16 protein-coding genes and 4 pseudogenes are annotated in these 15,197 nt (G+C 31.3%); 4 read left to right on the top strand and 16 right to left on the bottom strand.

Features of this window, described 5'->3' with window-relative positions; all coding sequences use genetic code 11:
* Nucleotides 1–24: 24 nt before the first annotated feature.
* From DN394_RS05960 to DN394_RS05950, 3 genes and pseudogenes are all read right to left on the bottom strand, one after another.
* A pseudogene (locus tag DN394_RS05960) lies at nucleotides 25–201 on the bottom strand (hypothetical protein); the annotation flags it as partial.
* Nucleotides 202–282: 81 nt separating this feature from the next.
* Nucleotides 283–1,764: a UDP-N-acetylmuramoyl-L-alanyl-D-glutamate--2,6-diaminopimelate ligase gene (locus tag DN394_RS05955; protein ID WP_098149924.1), complete on the bottom strand. Its 1,482-nt coding sequence runs from the start codon at nucleotides 1,762–1,764 to the stop codon at nucleotides 283–285.
* 420 nt (nucleotides 1,765–2,184) lie between these two features.
* Complete coding sequence (locus DN394_RS05950; RefSeq protein WP_097917108.1) at nucleotides 2,185–2,697, bottom strand: hypothetical protein; 513 nt, start codon at nucleotides 2,695–2,697, stop codon at nucleotides 2,185–2,187.
* Between the two features lie 506 nt (nucleotides 2,698–3,203).
* On the opposite strand from DN394_RS05950, the gene DN394_RS05945 reads away from it, so the two are divergent.
* Nucleotides 3,204–3,614: a hypothetical protein gene (locus tag DN394_RS05945; protein WP_046959499.1), complete on the top strand. Its 411-nt coding sequence runs from the start codon at nucleotides 3,204–3,206 to the stop codon at nucleotides 3,612–3,614.
* A 121-nt stretch (nucleotides 3,615–3,735) separates the two neighbouring features.
* On the opposite strand, the gene DN394_RS05940 is transcribed toward DN394_RS05945, so the two are convergent.
* The 5 genes from DN394_RS05940 to DN394_RS05920 all read right to left on the bottom strand — a co-directional run bounded on the left by DN394_RS05940 (nucleotide 3,736) and on the right by DN394_RS05920 (nucleotide 7,098).
* Entirely contained in the window at nucleotides 3,736–4,017 is a 282-nt protein-coding gene (locus DN394_RS05940; protein WP_046959498.1) for a hypothetical protein, read from the bottom strand.
* A gap of 217 nt (nucleotides 4,018–4,234) precedes the next feature.
* Nucleotides 4,235–4,864, bottom strand: a complete 630-nt coding sequence (locus DN394_RS05935) for a class I SAM-dependent methyltransferase (RefSeq protein ID WP_046959497.1) — start codon at nucleotides 4,862–4,864, stop codon at nucleotides 4,235–4,237.
* 238 nt (nucleotides 4,865–5,102) lie between these two features.
* Complete coding sequence (locus DN394_RS05930; protein ID WP_046959496.1) at nucleotides 5,103–5,600, bottom strand: DUF421 domain-containing protein; 498 nt, start codon at nucleotides 5,598–5,600, stop codon at nucleotides 5,103–5,105.
* Nucleotides 5,601–5,811: 211 nt separating this feature from the next.
* Nucleotides 5,812–5,979, bottom strand: a complete 168-nt coding sequence (locus DN394_RS05925) for a hypothetical protein (protein WP_048547055.1) — start codon at nucleotides 5,977–5,979, stop codon at nucleotides 5,812–5,814.
* Between the two features lie 192 nt (nucleotides 5,980–6,171).
* Entirely contained in the window at nucleotides 6,172–7,098 is a 927-nt protein-coding gene (locus DN394_RS05920; RefSeq protein WP_098149925.1) for a zinc-binding dehydrogenase, read from the bottom strand.
* A 111-nt stretch (nucleotides 7,099–7,209) separates the two neighbouring features.
* Here DN394_RS05920 and DN394_RS29325 point away from each other — a divergent pair, with 111 nt between their 5' ends.
* Nucleotides 7,210–7,452: a hypothetical protein gene (locus tag DN394_RS29325; RefSeq protein WP_097917112.1), complete on the top strand. Its 243-nt coding sequence runs from the start codon at nucleotides 7,210–7,212 to the stop codon at nucleotides 7,450–7,452.
* A 27-nt stretch (nucleotides 7,453–7,479) separates the two neighbouring features.
* On the opposite strand, the gene DN394_RS05910 is transcribed toward DN394_RS29325, so the two are convergent.
* From DN394_RS05910 to DN394_RS05880, 7 genes and pseudogenes are all read right to left on the bottom strand, one after another.
* Nucleotides 7,480–7,683 (bottom strand): hypothetical protein, encoded by a 204-nt coding sequence (locus tag DN394_RS05910; RefSeq protein WP_000290978.1) that lies wholly within the window; start codon nucleotides 7,681–7,683, stop codon nucleotides 7,480–7,482.
* Nucleotides 7,684–8,123: 440 nt separating this feature from the next.
* Nucleotides 8,124–8,305, bottom strand: a pseudogene (locus DN394_RS05905) (alpha/beta fold hydrolase); the annotation flags it as partial.
* A 74-nt stretch (nucleotides 8,306–8,379) separates the two neighbouring features.
* Nucleotides 8,380–9,471, bottom strand: coding sequence for a low temperature requirement protein A (locus DN394_RS05900; RefSeq protein WP_000391548.1), 1,092 nt, complete (start codon nucleotides 9,469–9,471; stop codon nucleotides 8,380–8,382).
* Between the two features lie 476 nt (nucleotides 9,472–9,947).
* Nucleotides 9,948–10,244, bottom strand: a complete 297-nt coding sequence (locus DN394_RS05895) for a hypothetical protein (protein WP_097917114.1) — start codon at nucleotides 10,242–10,244, stop codon at nucleotides 9,948–9,950.
* Between the two features lie 2 nt (nucleotides 10,245–10,246).
* Nucleotides 10,247–10,537, bottom strand: coding sequence for a DUF2089 family protein (locus tag DN394_RS05890; protein WP_098149926.1), 291 nt, complete (start codon nucleotides 10,535–10,537; stop codon nucleotides 10,247–10,249).
* Between the two features lie 116 nt (nucleotides 10,538–10,653).
* Nucleotides 10,654–11,040 carry an ArpU family phage packaging/lysis transcriptional regulator gene (locus tag DN394_RS05885; RefSeq protein WP_098704938.1) on the bottom strand — a complete coding sequence of 129 codons (387 nt, stop codon included), beginning with the start codon at nucleotides 11,038–11,040 and terminating at the stop codon, nucleotides 10,654–10,656.
* Between the two features lie 137 nt (nucleotides 11,041–11,177).
* On the bottom strand, nucleotides 11,178–11,807 hold the full coding sequence (locus DN394_RS05880; RefSeq protein ID WP_000511127.1) for a Holliday junction resolvase RecU: 630 nt from the start codon (nucleotides 11,805–11,807) through the stop codon (nucleotides 11,178–11,180).
* A 126-nt stretch (nucleotides 11,808–11,933) separates the two neighbouring features.
* Between DN394_RS05880 and DN394_RS28890 the strand changes: the two genes are divergently transcribed.
* Together DN394_RS28890 and DN394_RS05875 are read left to right on the top strand one after the other, a co-directional pair.
* Nucleotides 11,934–12,098: a hypothetical protein gene (locus DN394_RS28890; RefSeq protein WP_001113468.1), complete on the top strand. Its 165-nt coding sequence runs from the start codon at nucleotides 11,934–11,936 to the stop codon at nucleotides 12,096–12,098.
* A 2,073-nt stretch (nucleotides 12,099–14,171) separates the two neighbouring features.
* A pseudogene (locus DN394_RS05875) lies at nucleotides 14,172–14,777 on the top strand (MFS transporter); the annotation flags it as partial.
* Nucleotides 14,778–15,094: 317 nt separating this feature from the next.
* Here the strand turns inward: DN394_RS05875 and DN394_RS05865 are convergent.
* A pseudogene (locus DN394_RS05865) lies at nucleotides 15,095–15,197 on the bottom strand (serine hydrolase domain-containing protein); the annotation flags it as partial.

Raw genomic sequence — 15,197 nt, 5'->3', positions numbered from 1 at the left:
AATCAAACAGAAGTACAAAACGACTTAACTATTTAATAAATCCATTAACTGGAAGAAACGTTCCGGTTCATATGTCTTATTTAATTCATGCCATGAATGGAGTGTATTCGGCGCAAATACATCTAATTTTTTCAGTACTTCCATTGCAAATTCCAAAGTAGCTACTCCAGATGCAGTAATAAGATTTTCACCAGACGCTACATAGAAATAAGCTTTTCTTGTTTGCATTCAATAACACTCCATTCACAACTTAATCTCATCCTATCTTTTTTAAAAGATAATCTATCTACTATTTTTAATTGCTTGTCGAGCAATTTCTTTATCATCAAAATGAATAGTTGAATCTTTTAATATTTGATACGTTTCATGCCCTTTTCCCGCAATTAAAACAATATCATTAGAAGATGCCATTTTTATTGCCTGATTTATAGCTAGTTCACGATCTACTTCTACTTTATAATTCAAATTATTATTCTTTGAAAATCCTCTTTCAATATCTTTCATTATTGCCTGCGGGTCTTCCGAACGGGGATTGTCAGAAGTAATATAAATAAAATCGCTATAACTTCCAGCAATTTCACCCATTATAGGTCGTTTTTTTGCATCTCTATCTCCACCGCAACCGAAAACAGTAATAATTTTACCTTTTGAAAACTCGCTAATTGTAGAGAGAACATTTTCTAACGCATTGGGCGTATGAGCATAGTCCACTATTACAAGGAAATCTTGATTTTCGTCTATAATTTCCATTCTACCTTCAATGCGCTTTACATTGGATAAGCTATCACTAATGTTTGTAAGCGGAATACCTTCAACCAATGCAGCTGTAATTGCTGCTAATGCATTATATACATTAAAGCGGCCTACTAGATTTAGAATGATTTCTATTTCTCCATTAAAGGAAGGAACTAAAAACTGAATTCCTTTTGAACTTAAAGTTATGTTCTTCGCTTGAACATCTGCACCATTATTTATCCCATATGTAATCACTTCAGCAGAAGTAACTTTTTTAAAGTATTCTACCGATGGATCGTCTGCATTCAAAATAGCAATTTTTTTATCTGTAGCAGAAAAATCATTTCCTAATCTTGAAAAAAGAAGACCTTTTACGTGCTTATATTCCTCAAATGTTCCGTGATAATCCAAATGATCTTGCGTTAAATTTGTGAAAACAGCAATTTTAAAGTTGCAACCTTTAACTCTCTCCATATGTAACCCTTGTGAAGTAACTTCCATAACACAATAATCTACATTTTGATTTTTCATCATTTGCAAATTCCGTTGAAGCGCTGGAGATTCTTGCGTATTAATATCAGTAGGATACCATTTTGAACCAATTTTGACTCCGTTATTCCCCATAATCCCTGTTTGAAATCCATAATCAGTCAAAATTTTTTCAAGTAAATAGGATGTAGTTGTTTTACCATTTGTTCCTGTAATTCCAATTAGCTTCATTTCATTAGATGGGTAACTATAAAAATGTGACGCAATAACTGCCATAGCATACCTAGCATCTTTAACAATTATTTTAGGTATTTCAATGTTTACATCTCTTTCTACAATTAACGCCACAGCGCCATTTTTTACTGCATCTTCAACAAATTGATGTCGATCTTCAAGAAAACCATCAATACCTGATACACATATAAAAAGATTTCCGCTAGTGATCTTTCTGGAATCCATTTCTAATCCCGTAATTTCTACATTCATATCGCCAATGGTTTCTTTAATCAATAACAAATTCGCCAGCTCTTTTAATTTCAAATCCCCCGCCCCCTTACACATTTCCCTATTTATTTTACCACTTTATATAAAATAATGGTTTAAAATTCCATATCAATCATCTTAAATATAAAAATAAAAGAGCACTTGTTTCCGCAAGTGCTCTTTTTGGGGATTTTGAGATACCCTATTAACGAAAGTTAAGGTTACTTAAAGTTAAAAGGTAATTATATTATATGCTTGTCCTTTTTATTTGTGCGTAATCAACATATAAGAATTTATATTAACACTAAATAATTTTATTAATTACTGTTTTAGAATAAAGGTTATTCAACTCATTACAAATAGGCTAAAAAAGATAAGCCAAAACTATTTTTAAAATATAAATTTAAAATCATACATTACTTGTTCAGCTACATTATCAGCTAATTGATTAACAAATTGATAAAACAAATACTAAATTTATTTTAAACCTAAATTCGGTAATATTGTGTAATTAATCCTATACCCTTCAAACCCTGATGGCTTCACATCGTATTCCCACTTATCGAAGCATTCTGTTAACATGTATCCTACTTTTCCTTTATTCTCGTCTGTATTATGATTAATATAGCCGCATTGTTGGTGCGAGGTAATGATATCCCCAGAAATTTTCTCCACATTCTTAAAACGGCTAAGATCAGGCGTCACATCTATCCACCTTTGATTTGTTACTTTATCATAACGAGCTTTTAAATGATAAATAATCCAACCATTTGGTTGTTTGGGTGCACGATTCTCTAAAGAGGCCTTACCTGAATAGTAAGTAACTACATCAATCTTAACTTCTTCTTTGTTTTTCATATCTTCCATAAATTGTACAACTTCACTATAATCTGTTTCTTTTAGTTCTTCCTCAAAAACACCAAGTGATACTAAAATTAGTATGGACGCTGTAATTGAAAATAAGGTAATGATTATCTGTTTTCTTGTCATGTAGTTCCCCCTAATTATATTAAACGCTACACATGATATGGCTTTGAATATATTCACTCTAGTGGTCTAACGTTTTTCCTCCATTTTAAATTTCACCAAAATTAACCACATTATTGTTTCTAGAAATACTAAATGAAAATCATATTTTCAACATGGTTAAACTTCATTTCAAACAGACAACAGATAAGGTATACCGCGCTCATTACGATATGACTACCTACTAATCTTTTTCATTTGTACAAGCAATTAATAGCCGTAATTTTCACAAAACATTTTGACGTATTACTTATTCCAATATAAAATTATATGCAAACAATCAAAATTAACCTAAAATATATAAAGGGTATACAATTCTAACAGTTAAATGCTTAGATTTGTCCTTTTCCATAATTAACAAGGATAGAGTAACATGAAAATAGAGAACGAGTACCGCTACTAATCACATGCAGGTTCTTTGAAAATTACATTTTCATACTATAAACATAAATAAAAGGGGTACATACGAAATGAACGGTTTAATGGAAAATAATTTAAGAACTTTGTTCCTTCTTTTTGTAAGTATAATTGTACTAGTATTTCAAACTGTTATTTTTGTAAGAATAGTAAGAAACTGGTTCAAAACCAAAAATATAGATAAATTAAAAGAAGATAAACAGTATATTAAGAAGCTAACTATAATATACATAGGAATTATGGTACTAGGCGCTATTACAAACTTACCTTTATTCGGATTTATATTGTTAGGTTTTATGTCTAATACTATTATATTAATGTCTTTAAAGATAGAATTGTCTAATACAAAATCAAATCAGTTGAAAACTGTGAAGAACTCAAAGCTCATGTTATGGTTTGTAATGAACACTATACACTTAGTACTTTTCTTTGTTGAGGGGATAAAACTCATTAAAAGTATTTAAGGCGCTACTTTGAGATAACGATACGACTTCTTATGCATCACTTAATTGCGTTACATTGACAAATTTATAGAAGCGATCGTATCTTTTAAAAGAAACAGTCGCTTCTATAAACATATATGTATTAAGATTTATATTTTTTTACTGTACAAGGAATAGTTACGATATACAAATCTATAGCATAGATTGTAACCCAAATCCCTTTCCCTTCAGCTTTTAACTTTTTATTTAGTTGAGATAAATGCTCTGAAACTTTTCTTTTCCCCCACCTTCTAGGAAACCATTGAAAAACCTTAGGGACATTATGTTTCTTATTATACCAAGCATTCAATCTCCAGAAAGTGAAAAAAAACAAGACAATAATTATAATACTAAAAATATCAAAATATGAAATCCCTAAAATCATATTTTCTCCTTTTCTCCTTTTTCTGACATTAAAACTCCACAAAAAATATCAAACACATTTTGTTTCTAATTTTATCACTGTATTTTCCATATTTTAAGCGCTATCTAATCTTGTTTCTCTAAATTTATCTCTATTAAGACTTCTAGTTCATTTATAATTCCTAGTATGTTTGCCTTTATTATTTATGCAGAATATACAATTAATATATACTAATTTTTCACAGGTCTTTTCTACATTTTATCATTAAGAAATTAATTGAAGGTTTATTTTCTACATTCTTATTTGGTTCGTCAATTTCCGAAACTTGTACTAATCCATACTTATTAAAATCTTGCTTTATAGATTCAGAATCATAGAAGAACATTTTTACGCCTTCCATTATTTCAAAATAGTCTTTACCCAACTGATTTCCTTTTCCATACATTGGAGCTTTTTTAGAAACAGTTGTTAAAACCAAATACCCGCCTGGTTTTAACTGATTATAACAATTTTTAATAAATTTCTCTCTTTCCTGCTCATTCAACAAATGAAGAAGTGCATGACTAAATATACCATCATACAGTTTGTTATCAAAAGGCATTTCGTTAACCGAACCGTGATACATACTAACATCTTCTAGTCCGTTTTGTTTTGCTAAATCAATGGCTGTTTTTGAAATTTCAATACCTGTTACATTTATACTATTTTCGATAAACACCTTTGCGTTTCTTCCGTATCCAATACCCGGAACTAGTATGTCCTTAACGCTCTTTTCCAGAAAATAATCTTTTGTCAAAATTGCAGATTCTGTAGGTTCAAATCCCCACATCGTTTGTTTCTCAATAAAGCTTGATTCCCAAAATTCCATTATATTTCTATCTCCTTATTCTTATCTCATATTTAATATCACATGAAAGACCTATTAATTTTAACGCTGCTTTTTTCACCACAGTCACTATAGCTCCATTGAATATAGCATAATAATAAGCCTATATCTATTTTAAAGATTGGTGTAAAACCCACTCTTTTTTATTAACCCTTATGCTTTTGTAGAAAAACAAAAAAGCCAATACTCCCGTTGTAGTATTAGCTTTTCTCAAGAGAAATTATCTTTTTATATTGTACTGATCTAATATTTTTTCTAACATTTCTAAAGTTATCGGTTGAGCTTTCTCTATTAATTGATAACCAATACGCCCGTTCGGTTCGGCTGTAACTTGCTGTAAACTCATTAAATCATGAATTCCTTTTTCTCTTAATTGCATATATAGTTGTTGTTCCGACATTTTTGCTTTCATCAAATTCTCTTTTACAATTTCTCCATTTTCAACAATTACAATGCTACTGCCATTTAGGAATTGCTCCACCTTCTTTGATTTCAATTCAAAAAAATGAATGATAAGAAGTATGCTTGCAAATATTACAGCTGCAAATATAGATGGGACTACTTTCCTACTTAATACAGGCTCTACAATAATACGTCCAATTGAAACTACTATAATGATTTCAGCTCTCGTCATTTGGCTAACAGAATTACTACCTGTCATTTTTAATGCAATCATTCCAGTGAGAATTAAAATAATGCTTTCCCAAATTATATTCATAATCGCCCAATCCTTTAATGGTGAATGTTATTAGCATACCCATTTCATATAGCATTCTAAATGCATATTAATTAAACTTTTTTGTGAAAATCAAACTTAAATATACTGAAAAAGAATCTATTTTGATTAATCTTTTTTCAATAAAGGTTTGATGATCCATCTTCCATTGTCAAAAAAATAAAAAGCACCCGCATGGATGCATAGATTAAACTTATTCATTATTACTCTCTCCACTTTTATCATCAACTGATTTGGAGTCTAACATGCTGCCTATATCAGGTGGTAAAGCTAACTCTATACCAGCTACTGGTTGATTATCTTCATTAAACCATTGTTTCTTAAATTTAATCAATTCTTCATTTTTCTTATTTTCATCCATATTATCCCGCCTTTTGTGTACGATATTAAACACTTTACTTAATATGTACATTGAGAAAGATAATATACTATTTGTACATAATGAAAGAGAAAAACCCCTTCCCTGTTTACACAACCCATTATGTTACTCCTCGTTCTGTTATCATATTAGTGATGAAATATATGTCAGCTATGTGCCAAGTACTTGGTCATTTTATTCATATGAGACAAATACTTTTAAAGGGATAATTATCCCTTCACTCAATTCCTCAAAACATTTTTCAAGTGCAGTATAATGAATCTCATGTTGAAAAATCTCTTCTATCCATGGCGTCTGTTCAATTTGACTAAAAAACCAATCTGCATGTTTTTGATAATCATACCCGTCACTTGAACCAATGATTCGTAATTCTTTTCGATAAAAGTCAGCGGTTAATGTTAGGTCTTCTATATTACCATCAGAAAGAATACATATTTCCCCATTACTATTAATAGCCTTTTGTAATGTGTGAAACCCACTATTTGTAGCAGAACATTCCAAACCGTAATTATATGTTTCTATTATTTGCTTTTCTGAATCAAAGAGGTTTTTCACACCAAACTTCTTTGCAAATTCTCTTCTATTTTTATTAGGTTCAACAACATCCACGTGTTCCACACCTACAAAGTATTTTAAGAAATAACAGGTCAGTAAACCGATAACTCCCATTCCAGTAATAAGTACCTTTTCATCCTGTCGCGAGTTTAGTTTCAATACTCCTTTAGCAGCATCACACGAAAGAATAGATAATAAAGCAACTTTAGGTGTTATATAACTAGGCACTCGAATTACTTTATCCCCCTTAACTATTCCTATCGTTTCATGTCCATAAAAAGAAACTACTCTATCACCTACGTTTAAATTTGTTACTTTATTACCAACTTGAATAACTTCCCCATAACTTTCATAACCAGTTTTTCTTGGATAGATAGGATTTGTATCTGTAACATCCGATTCTTTATACTGTGGTAACTCTGCTCCAATACTTATTGCACCTGCAATTGTTTTAACGATAATTTCATCATCCTGTATAGACTTAATTTCGCGCGTTTCCCACTTAAGCCGTTTTGGTCCCTTTAAAACTAATTTATTTTGTTCCATTTATAACCCTCACAGTTTATAAAAATATATTCTCACAAAATTTCAAACAATGTATAATAGATTCAACTAAAATTTAAGCTATAACGTTGGCTAGCACCCAACAGTGATAATATGATAATTGAATTTGATGGATATAGAATAAATGAGTATGTTATTGGCCTTACTTGTTCTCTTGACGAGTTAACACTAATGTATTTAAATGTCAAAAACAAACAGATATCTAATGAGGACCTTCTAAACTTATTTTGTGTACGTTATCATTATGAAAAAATTCCAAAGTTACTACAAGATAACTTCATGAGCGATGTCGTCATTGATTTAGAAACAGGCTATATTTATATCCCTAATAGATAACAGTAAACTAGATTGATTGAATAGAAATTACGATTCAGCTAAGAATTTAATAAAATAAGTAATTGTCCAAATTACTGTCGCAAATTGAGTGACAAAATACATTGTCCATTCAAAACCAGTCAATTTTCTCTCTTGTCTTACCTTTTTTAAATATCTGTAAAATATAAATGTACATAAAAACATTAGTAACAACGATAATTGTTGTAAATCATCGACTAAACGTACTGCCATAGACTCCATCACCCTCCTATTCAAAATAAATGCTATACTTTAAGGATACCATCTATTGGTAGTTTATTTCCATTTATAACAATTAAGTCCTAAACAAAAAGAGCACTCAGCAATTGAGTGCTCTAAAAAGTATTAAGGTAACACTTTTCTTTTACTTTTTATAACTCAGTTCTATCACTTCCGGTACATGATTACTATCATATTTCCTTGTATAGGGGTAACGTCAAATGCCCATCAACCTAAGATTTTGAATTATCCCCAAAACGAAAATTTCATTCTTTCATAGTTGTCCATAGAAGTTCAGTTCGTTTTTTTCGTTTATGGGAAGAATTTATTTCTTAATTTGATAGCGCTACTCTTTTTGGAAAACCCCTAATCGATAAATTCGTGTTATTATTCTTGATATTGCTGTTGAACCGCCTCTGGTAGTTCCTCAAGGATTATTCTTTTAAAAATGTTAATAATGCTTCATTAAATTCTTTTGCATGAGTTGCGTTTAATCCATGAGGACACCCTGTATTAGAGCAAGTTTACTATCAGGAATGGAATCATATGTGCGTTTTCCACTAAACTCAAAAGGTACAGTTGCATCAGAGTCACCGTGAATTATAAGATTTAATATCAAATGTAAAAGTTACCAATATATACATATAAGCCAGTATTATAGTTTGATACTAATTTATTTGATTCCTTTATTTATGTGCTTGTTAATTTAGCATAGATGATAAAAAATAAGGTTAATTGTCCTATTATCACAATATTCGGCACTACTATAATTAAATTAATAACAAAAAAGACTGCTAAAATCCCTAAAAACAAGCATAAATGATAAATGTTCAAGCGGTGTTGTTCAAACCTGTATTGATGAAAAACAATTGTAGTTGACAGGAAATAGAGCAATACAGAACCAAAAACAAAATATAAGATAAAAGAATAATAGACCTCATGTAAAAATAATAATCTAATGGATGCTGCAACCATACTCAAAGACATTAAAATAAATAGATGACCGTAAATAATAATTTGACCAGAAGTTTGTCTAGACTTGTCGAGTTTCTTCTCCATGTTATCGAAATATTGCCACCACATTGAAATAATGAGGATAAATGAAATGATCGCAAAGCTTATTGAATCCCAATTTCCTTGTTTAGGTTGAATGACCACAAGAGTGCTTACAAGAGCTTCCCCAAAGAGAATAATGGAAAATAGACCAAATCTCTCTAACAAGTGGGCTGTATTTGTAGGAACCTTTTCTAAACACTTCCTTCCAAGCAGTGGGACAATAATATCGATAAGAATCCCAAAATATAACACAGCATATCGAATCCAAGAATCAAAAAAGACGGATAATAATGAAATAACGATTCCAATCCAAAAATATCTTCCTAAAAAGAGTGCTGCTTTTTTTCGAGCCCCCTCTTCTATACGCTGGACAACAAGATATTGAATTGCAGTCACGACCCTTAAGCCAATATAGCCAATTAAAAAAGAAAGATAATAAGGATCAAAATCAGCTGATAAGCTTGATGTCATTATTAGGACAAAAAACATTTGCAGGATCAAAAAAATTCTTTGATGAAATAAATCTTTTCCAAACCGGTTAACAAAGATGGTTTGCCCTACCCAAGCCCACCAGATTGGAATAAAAATTAAGACGAATTTTACTAAATACTCTGCATGGATTTGACCATCTTCAACATGAAGTAAAACATGAGTCGCAGCCGTCACTGCCGCCACAAATAACAAATCATAAAAGAGTTCTAACCACGTCACTTTCTTTTCTTCCATTTCTTCACTCCCTCCTTATAGTTAATAGTATGCTAAAAATATATAGTAATTGGAAGAGAAAATAATATAGACATAAACCATTTCTCCTCATTATTGTATTCAACATAATCCCCTGGAACGTCAGTGTTACATTTTATATAGTTGACTATCCTTAAAATTTTAATATTAAAATGCAATACTTTTAGGTCATTTAGTTTTTCTCCTATTTTATCCGCTACGATTTTATCTCCACCATATAGGGGTCACCCTACATGCCCATCAACTTAAGAAATTTTAATACCTTTAAGTACTTAAGAAATTTTAATACCTTTAAGTACAAAAAAACGTTATCATTTCTCATTTGTATAGATTAGAAATGATAACGTTTTTTATTGTATGGATACTAACTTATATTAGTCTTTCTGGTGCTGTGATGGTATATCATACTAATTAATAAAATGAAATAGAGACCTTGACAATACAAGGATCTCTTTAAATTAGAGATTCTGTAACTCAATTAGACCTAATTCTAGATCTAAATCTTTTTGTCTCTTTTTTTTAAAACGTTTTCTGCCTGAAGCCCATATACTTAAAAAACCACACAAACCAACCATTATTATTATCCATGTAGACAAATAATTACCATTAGCTATTAGTTTATTAAAAAAGAAGCCAATAAAACCTATATATGCTACAGGGAGAATCCCACCTAAATAAGGAGTTTTTCGAGACGATAAAAAAATTCGAGTAACTATTATAACAACAATAACTAGTATTCCAACTACAGGTTTCATAATTAAACATCCCTTTCTTTTTTATATTTTTCTATAATAATTTTAGCGACATCTAAACTAATTCGTTCATCAATAACAAATCCCTTAATCATATTTACAAACTCTATATCGTCTTCTTTACTGTGTACTTCAATCTTTTTTATTAGCCTATCTAATTTGGCACGTACTGTTGGATAAGAAACATCATATAAGCTAGACATATTTTTTAAAGAACCAGAATTCAATATAAACTTTCTAATAAATTCTAAAGACTCTTTATCCAACGAGAGAATCCATGAAGGAATTCCATCCATTTGTTAAAAGCTTACCTATTAACAAGAAAAAATAAACTTTAAAGACTAGACAAATTAACATGGAATACACTCAGAAACAAAGGAGACTATAATATTATTTAAAGTCTCCTTTGTTTTTAAAAAATTCTTAATGCTGTAGCAATTGACATAATTGCATTTTTCTTCTGGAAATAAAACCAATCATTCTGTAACATCATCTGCGCTTTAACATTCTTATCACTTACCCACCCAGTACTTTTAAGATATTTACGCTCTATAATATCCCTCTGTTCAATATCTAAAGAATATTCTAAAGCTCTTTTAATTTGTTTGTACTTATATTCATTCAATTTCCTTGTGTCACGGAGTTCAGGAAACAATTGAATACTTTCATTTACACACTCTTCTTGATTCATCATACGAACGGCTAAAGCCTTATAATTGAACAGTTCTTTTGCTACGATTTTCTGTATCTTTTTGTACTCCTCATTCGTGATTTCTGGAAAGAATGCTAATTGCTCCATCTGTAATCCCCCTATTTCTGAATTTGTCTTTTTATATTCACATCAGGTACGTGAAATTTTATTATCTCTTTGTTGAATAAGGGAAACATGCATAGCGAGTAGCCCCCACCATCCACTCTGCATGGTTCCGTTATCCATTAAGCCTTTAATAATTTACGTTTCTTGTTGGCCATCTTCTCTTTTGCTACTTCAATGTTATTCGCTACTTTCTTATGGTCCTGATCAAACTGAATCATTCCATCAAACATAGCTGGCGCTACTGCTTCATCAACGTATTGCAAGTAATCTATTGGTGCTCGTTCTGTCTGTTCTACTAAGTATCCATAAATATTAAAGTCCGCTCTCGGTATCGACTTCTTACCCTTTGGTTGTTGAGACATCCTTACATAAGATTGAATAACTGACAGTGGTACTGCAAATACTGACTTGTCCTTGCTAAATTCAATAAGGAAGATACAAATTGCTCCCATCTTTTCTGCTTTCTCCAGGTAATCCAATTGATGCTGCGCGATGTTCTTTAAATCAAATCGTGTAGCATTCTCTGTAGATTTCGCTTCAAAGGCGATAGCTCGTCCATTATACACACCGTCATAGTCTACGGTGCTTTTAGCTTCATAGAATCCATTTAGTACACGGCCACCTTTACTTTTTAACACCTTGACAGGAGTCGGCCGCTTGTTTATAAGTGCCACTCCACCTCTTTGATACATTTCATTCACTAGATTAATAAGCATTTCAAATGCCATGCCACGGTTTCCTATTCCCATTGTTATTCCTCGCTTTCTATTAAAAGGATTATTTTGTTTAAATTTAGCTTAATTCTCATCAATAATTATCTAAAAATTAAAAAATCGTTATATAATGAACTTAATTTAAAATTAGGAGTGGTTCAAATGCCAGATACAATAAGACTCGTTCTTTTCATCCTTATAGCAATTAGTGCTGTTTTTTCTTTAATAAAAGAGTTTAAAAAACCTGAGAAAAAAGCACTTTGGATTACGATTGAATTTTTAGTTCTTTTCTGGGCGATATGGGTAATAGCGAATATCATAATCTAATTTATAAATTATGATTCCTCCCATGAATAAAACTCAATATTCCGTCAATAATATGGATGACATTAGATTTTTCTCCTTGTTCCCCCTTGGAGATGAGCAGTTAGTTTTGGCTAACTGCTCCTTTATTTATAACAATGATAAAATTATTTAAAATGATTCTTCTTTATTTCTCAATATAAAGAACCTTGGATTTTCATTAACACTCCTGTAGTATATAAATAAAGAGTAAGGTAAGAGTAACTCTTTTCCATTTTAGAAGAGGTTCTGTTGGAGACAACAGGACCTTTTTTCATATAGAGATTGTTTAGTTTAACTTTCACCATTAACCATAAAAATATCTTATAATCGTTATATATTGAATTAATTTAAGGGATAGGAGTAGATCAAATGCCAGTTACACTAGAACTTATTCTTTTCATTCTTCTAGCAATTTGTGCTGTTGGCTATTTAGTAAAAGAATTTCAAAAAACTAGGAAAAGAACACTTGGAATTTTTCTAGAATTCTTGATTCTTTTCTGGTCAATATGGAGAATATCGACTATCATAATCTAATTTGTAAAACATAAATTCCTTCGAATAAAACCCAGTATTATGTCCATAATGTTGATAGGCTGTATGCCAAAATCCATTTAGTTTTCTCTGTATCTCCCTGTATTGAGCAGTTAGCTTTTGCTAGCTGTTCTTTTATTTGTGACCTTTACAGACAAGTTTTCATATAATGTAGTCATTCCTTTCTTATAAATTAAGCTCGTCACTTAGGCTATAAAAATAGGAGTGTGTCCTATAACCTTTTCAGAAACCACTCATATTTTATTTCTGAAAAAGTTGCTCTGTTTTTTAAAAAGGTGGTTGCGGAAACAGCTGCCTTTTTATTTATGAAAAAATGAAATTTTTATTAAGTTTTTAAATAACCTTTTAACATTTATAATACCTAACATTCAAAACTTATAATATTGTAGTATTATTAGGAAGATATTTACTAACTAACTTTTATGCCCTAGCATTGATTACTAGGGCATATTTTATTTTTAAATATATAATCTGCCTCTTATCTAAAATAGCGTTTTCATTCAATTATCGGTCTCATTTCTTCGTGTTCTTATATCGATATGAAATATTGCATATTTATACATTTTATAAAAAAAATAACCAAATGTGATGTATTCTATAGTAGAAGAGTAAGGTAAGAGTTACTCTTTTCCATTTTAGGAAAGGGCCTGCTATTTATAGCGGGTCCTTTTTGTTAAACTATAACTAAAATAGCGTTTTTGTTTAAGATAACACCTCTAGATCAATTGGACACATTTACTAATATATTCACCACTGAATCCATGTTAAAATCTCTTGTGAGTACGACATAGCTCAATTTTATGAAGTCCTGTAACATTTTCTGCGGGGCTTCTTTTTTTTACAAGCCGTTAGTGAACTGCGCTGACTACCTTGATTTACAAAATCACTTTTTGTTCACTTTTTTGATACATTTACGAAACATTCATGTGTTATCTTCAATACGTTCTATTCTTTTTATATTATCGTGTGAGATATACTCAGACTTGAAACCCTAGACCCCCTAACCCTAGGGCGATTTTATTTAATTACTAGTTTCCATCAACCCGAGAACTTAGTAATTACATCCACAGGCTCAACTCTCTCCCTTTTGAGAATTGAGCCTTTTACCTATCAGATTCTCCCCACACTCCCTGTTTATTTGTACAAATTTTAAATTTGGCCTCTATCAAAAATCTCAATATCATGTAAAACTTACGTAAAGATTGCTATGATTCAACCTATCCGCCTGATAAACGCTTTATAATGAAATTGCAAACACTAGGTTTGCACCTTTCTGTACGACATAACTCTTTGCTAGGAGAAAATCCTAGCCTTTTTTATTTAGTGCCCTTAGCCCCTAATTCCGTTAGTTCCTCCGTTTTTACTGACGCTATTACGCATACGGATGCCTTGTTCAATCATATGAGTTTCGGCCCCTTTAGATACTTCATTATCAACCAGCACACCCACTGCTTCTCTAAAACTACTATCCACAGTTTCAATAACTACACGTCATAACGCTATACCTCCAAAACAAATTATACCGCCTTACTTAGTTCAATGTGGCAACTACTACGAACTACTCGAATTTTACGCCGTCGTGTAATTTATCATGCTTGTGTATTTGGGGCTTTCAGCTTATTCTGGACCACTGTTCCATTATTATTATCTAGTCCTGCTTTTCATTTTTCCCAGACTGTCATAGCATTATATGCACTTGTCGGAATTACAGGTGCAATGGCCGCTCCAATAGGTGGTCGTCTAGCTGATCTTGGCTGGACACGACCCGCCACTGGGATAGCTCTCACTGTTGTTATTATTTCTTTATTACTACCACTTATTATTCAAAGTAGTTCGCCCATAGGAATAGCTGTTTTAGTAATTGCTGCAATTCTGTTGGATATGGGAGTGTCTGCAAAACTTGTGCTTAGCCAACGTTTAATTTTCTCGTTGAGTCCAGAAATTCGTAGTAGATTAAGCGGGCTATTTATGGCTATTTTCTTTTTAGGAGGTGCTGTTGGATCCTTTATTGGAGGATGGGCATATGCCTTAGGAGGATGGAATCTAACATTATGGATAGGAATCGCTTTTCCGACCATAGCCTTGCTTTATTTTGCCACAGAAAAATAGTTCTATAATCAAATTTTAGCAGTCAGTATCCTGACTGCTAAAATTCGATTATCTGAGATTTAAAAATTATTCACGAATTGTATTGAGCTTTTGGTGCAGATTTCAAGTTTTTAAAGACTTCTAAATTCTAGTTAGAGAATTATGAAATAGAAGTGATGGGACAGGAAATCAAGAGCCAATTATCCAAAGTTGGATGCCGGTTGCAAATGTATACTTTTTGGATCATCATGTAACATAAAAAGCCTCTTTTTAGTCTATAAATATTTTATAACGTATATTTTTAACTATAAAAAAATTTACTTGACTTTCCTTTTTGACTACTTGTTAAATTCGGAAAGTAAAATATTTTTAAAAGGATTAGAACGGCTAGTTTTATGGCCATTCAAATTGATAGCCAATGTGTGCTTGCCTCCAAGTGTA

Source organism: Bacillus sp. BB081 (assembly GCF_008368895.1).
Lineage (GTDB): Bacteria > Bacillota > Bacilli > Bacillales > Bacillaceae_G > Bacillus_A > Bacillus_A wiedmannii.
The sequence above is the reverse complement of the archived record's forward strand: the minus strand, read 5'-3'. Positions and strand labels throughout refer to the sequence as shown.

Excerpts from the sequence above, each read along its gene's own strand:
- DN394_RS05950 (WP_097917108.1), bottom strand. The coding sequence starts at position 2,697 with ATGACAAGAAAACAGATAATCATTACCTTATTTTCAATTACAGCGTCC.
- DN394_RS05890 (WP_098149926.1), bottom strand. The coding sequence starts at position 10,537 with ATGGATGGAATTCCTTCATGGATTCTCTCGTTGGATAAAGAGTCTTTA.
- DN394_RS29325 (WP_097917112.1), top strand. The coding sequence starts at position 7,210 with ATGATAATTGAATTTGATGGATATAGAATAAATGAGTATGTTATTGGC.
- DN394_RS05900 (WP_000391548.1), bottom strand. The coding sequence starts at position 9,471 with ATGGAAGAAAAGAAAGTGACGTGGTTAGAACTCTTTTATGATTTGTTA.
- DN394_RS05930 (WP_046959496.1), bottom strand. The coding sequence starts at position 5,600 with ATGAATATAATTTGGGAAAGCATTATTTTAATTCTCACTGGAATGATT.
- DN394_RS05945 (WP_046959499.1), top strand. The coding sequence starts at position 3,204 with ATGAACGGTTTAATGGAAAATAATTTAAGAACTTTGTTCCTTCTTTTT.
- DN394_RS05925 (WP_048547055.1), bottom strand. The coding sequence starts at position 5,979 with ATGGATGAAAATAAGAAAAATGAAGAATTGATTAAATTTAAGAAACAA.
- DN394_RS05910 (WP_000290978.1), bottom strand. The coding sequence starts at position 7,683 with ATGGCAGTACGTTTAGTCGATGATTTACAACAATTATCGTTGTTACTA.
- DN394_RS05880 (WP_000511127.1), bottom strand. The coding sequence starts at position 11,807 with ATGGGAATAGGAAACCGTGGCATGGCATTTGAAATGCTTATTAATCTA.
- DN394_RS05885 (WP_098704938.1), bottom strand. The coding sequence starts at position 11,040 with ATGGAGCAATTAGCATTCTTTCCAGAAATCACGAATGAGGAGTACAAA.
- DN394_RS05935 (WP_046959497.1), bottom strand. The coding sequence starts at position 4,864 with ATGGAATTTTGGGAATCAAGCTTTATTGAGAAACAAACGATGTGGGGA.
- DN394_RS05920 (WP_098149925.1), bottom strand. The coding sequence starts at position 7,098 with ATGGAACAAAATAAATTAGTTTTAAAGGGACCAAAACGGCTTAAGTGG.
- DN394_RS05895 (WP_097917114.1), bottom strand. The coding sequence starts at position 10,244 with ATGAAACCTGTAGTTGGAATACTAGTTATTGTTGTTATAATAGTTACT.
- DN394_RS05940 (WP_046959498.1), bottom strand. The coding sequence starts at position 4,017 with ATGATTTTAGGGATTTCATATTTTGATATTTTTAGTATTATAATTATT.
- DN394_RS28890 (WP_001113468.1), top strand. The coding sequence starts at position 11,934 with ATGCCAGATACAATAAGACTCGTTCTTTTCATCCTTATAGCAATTAGT.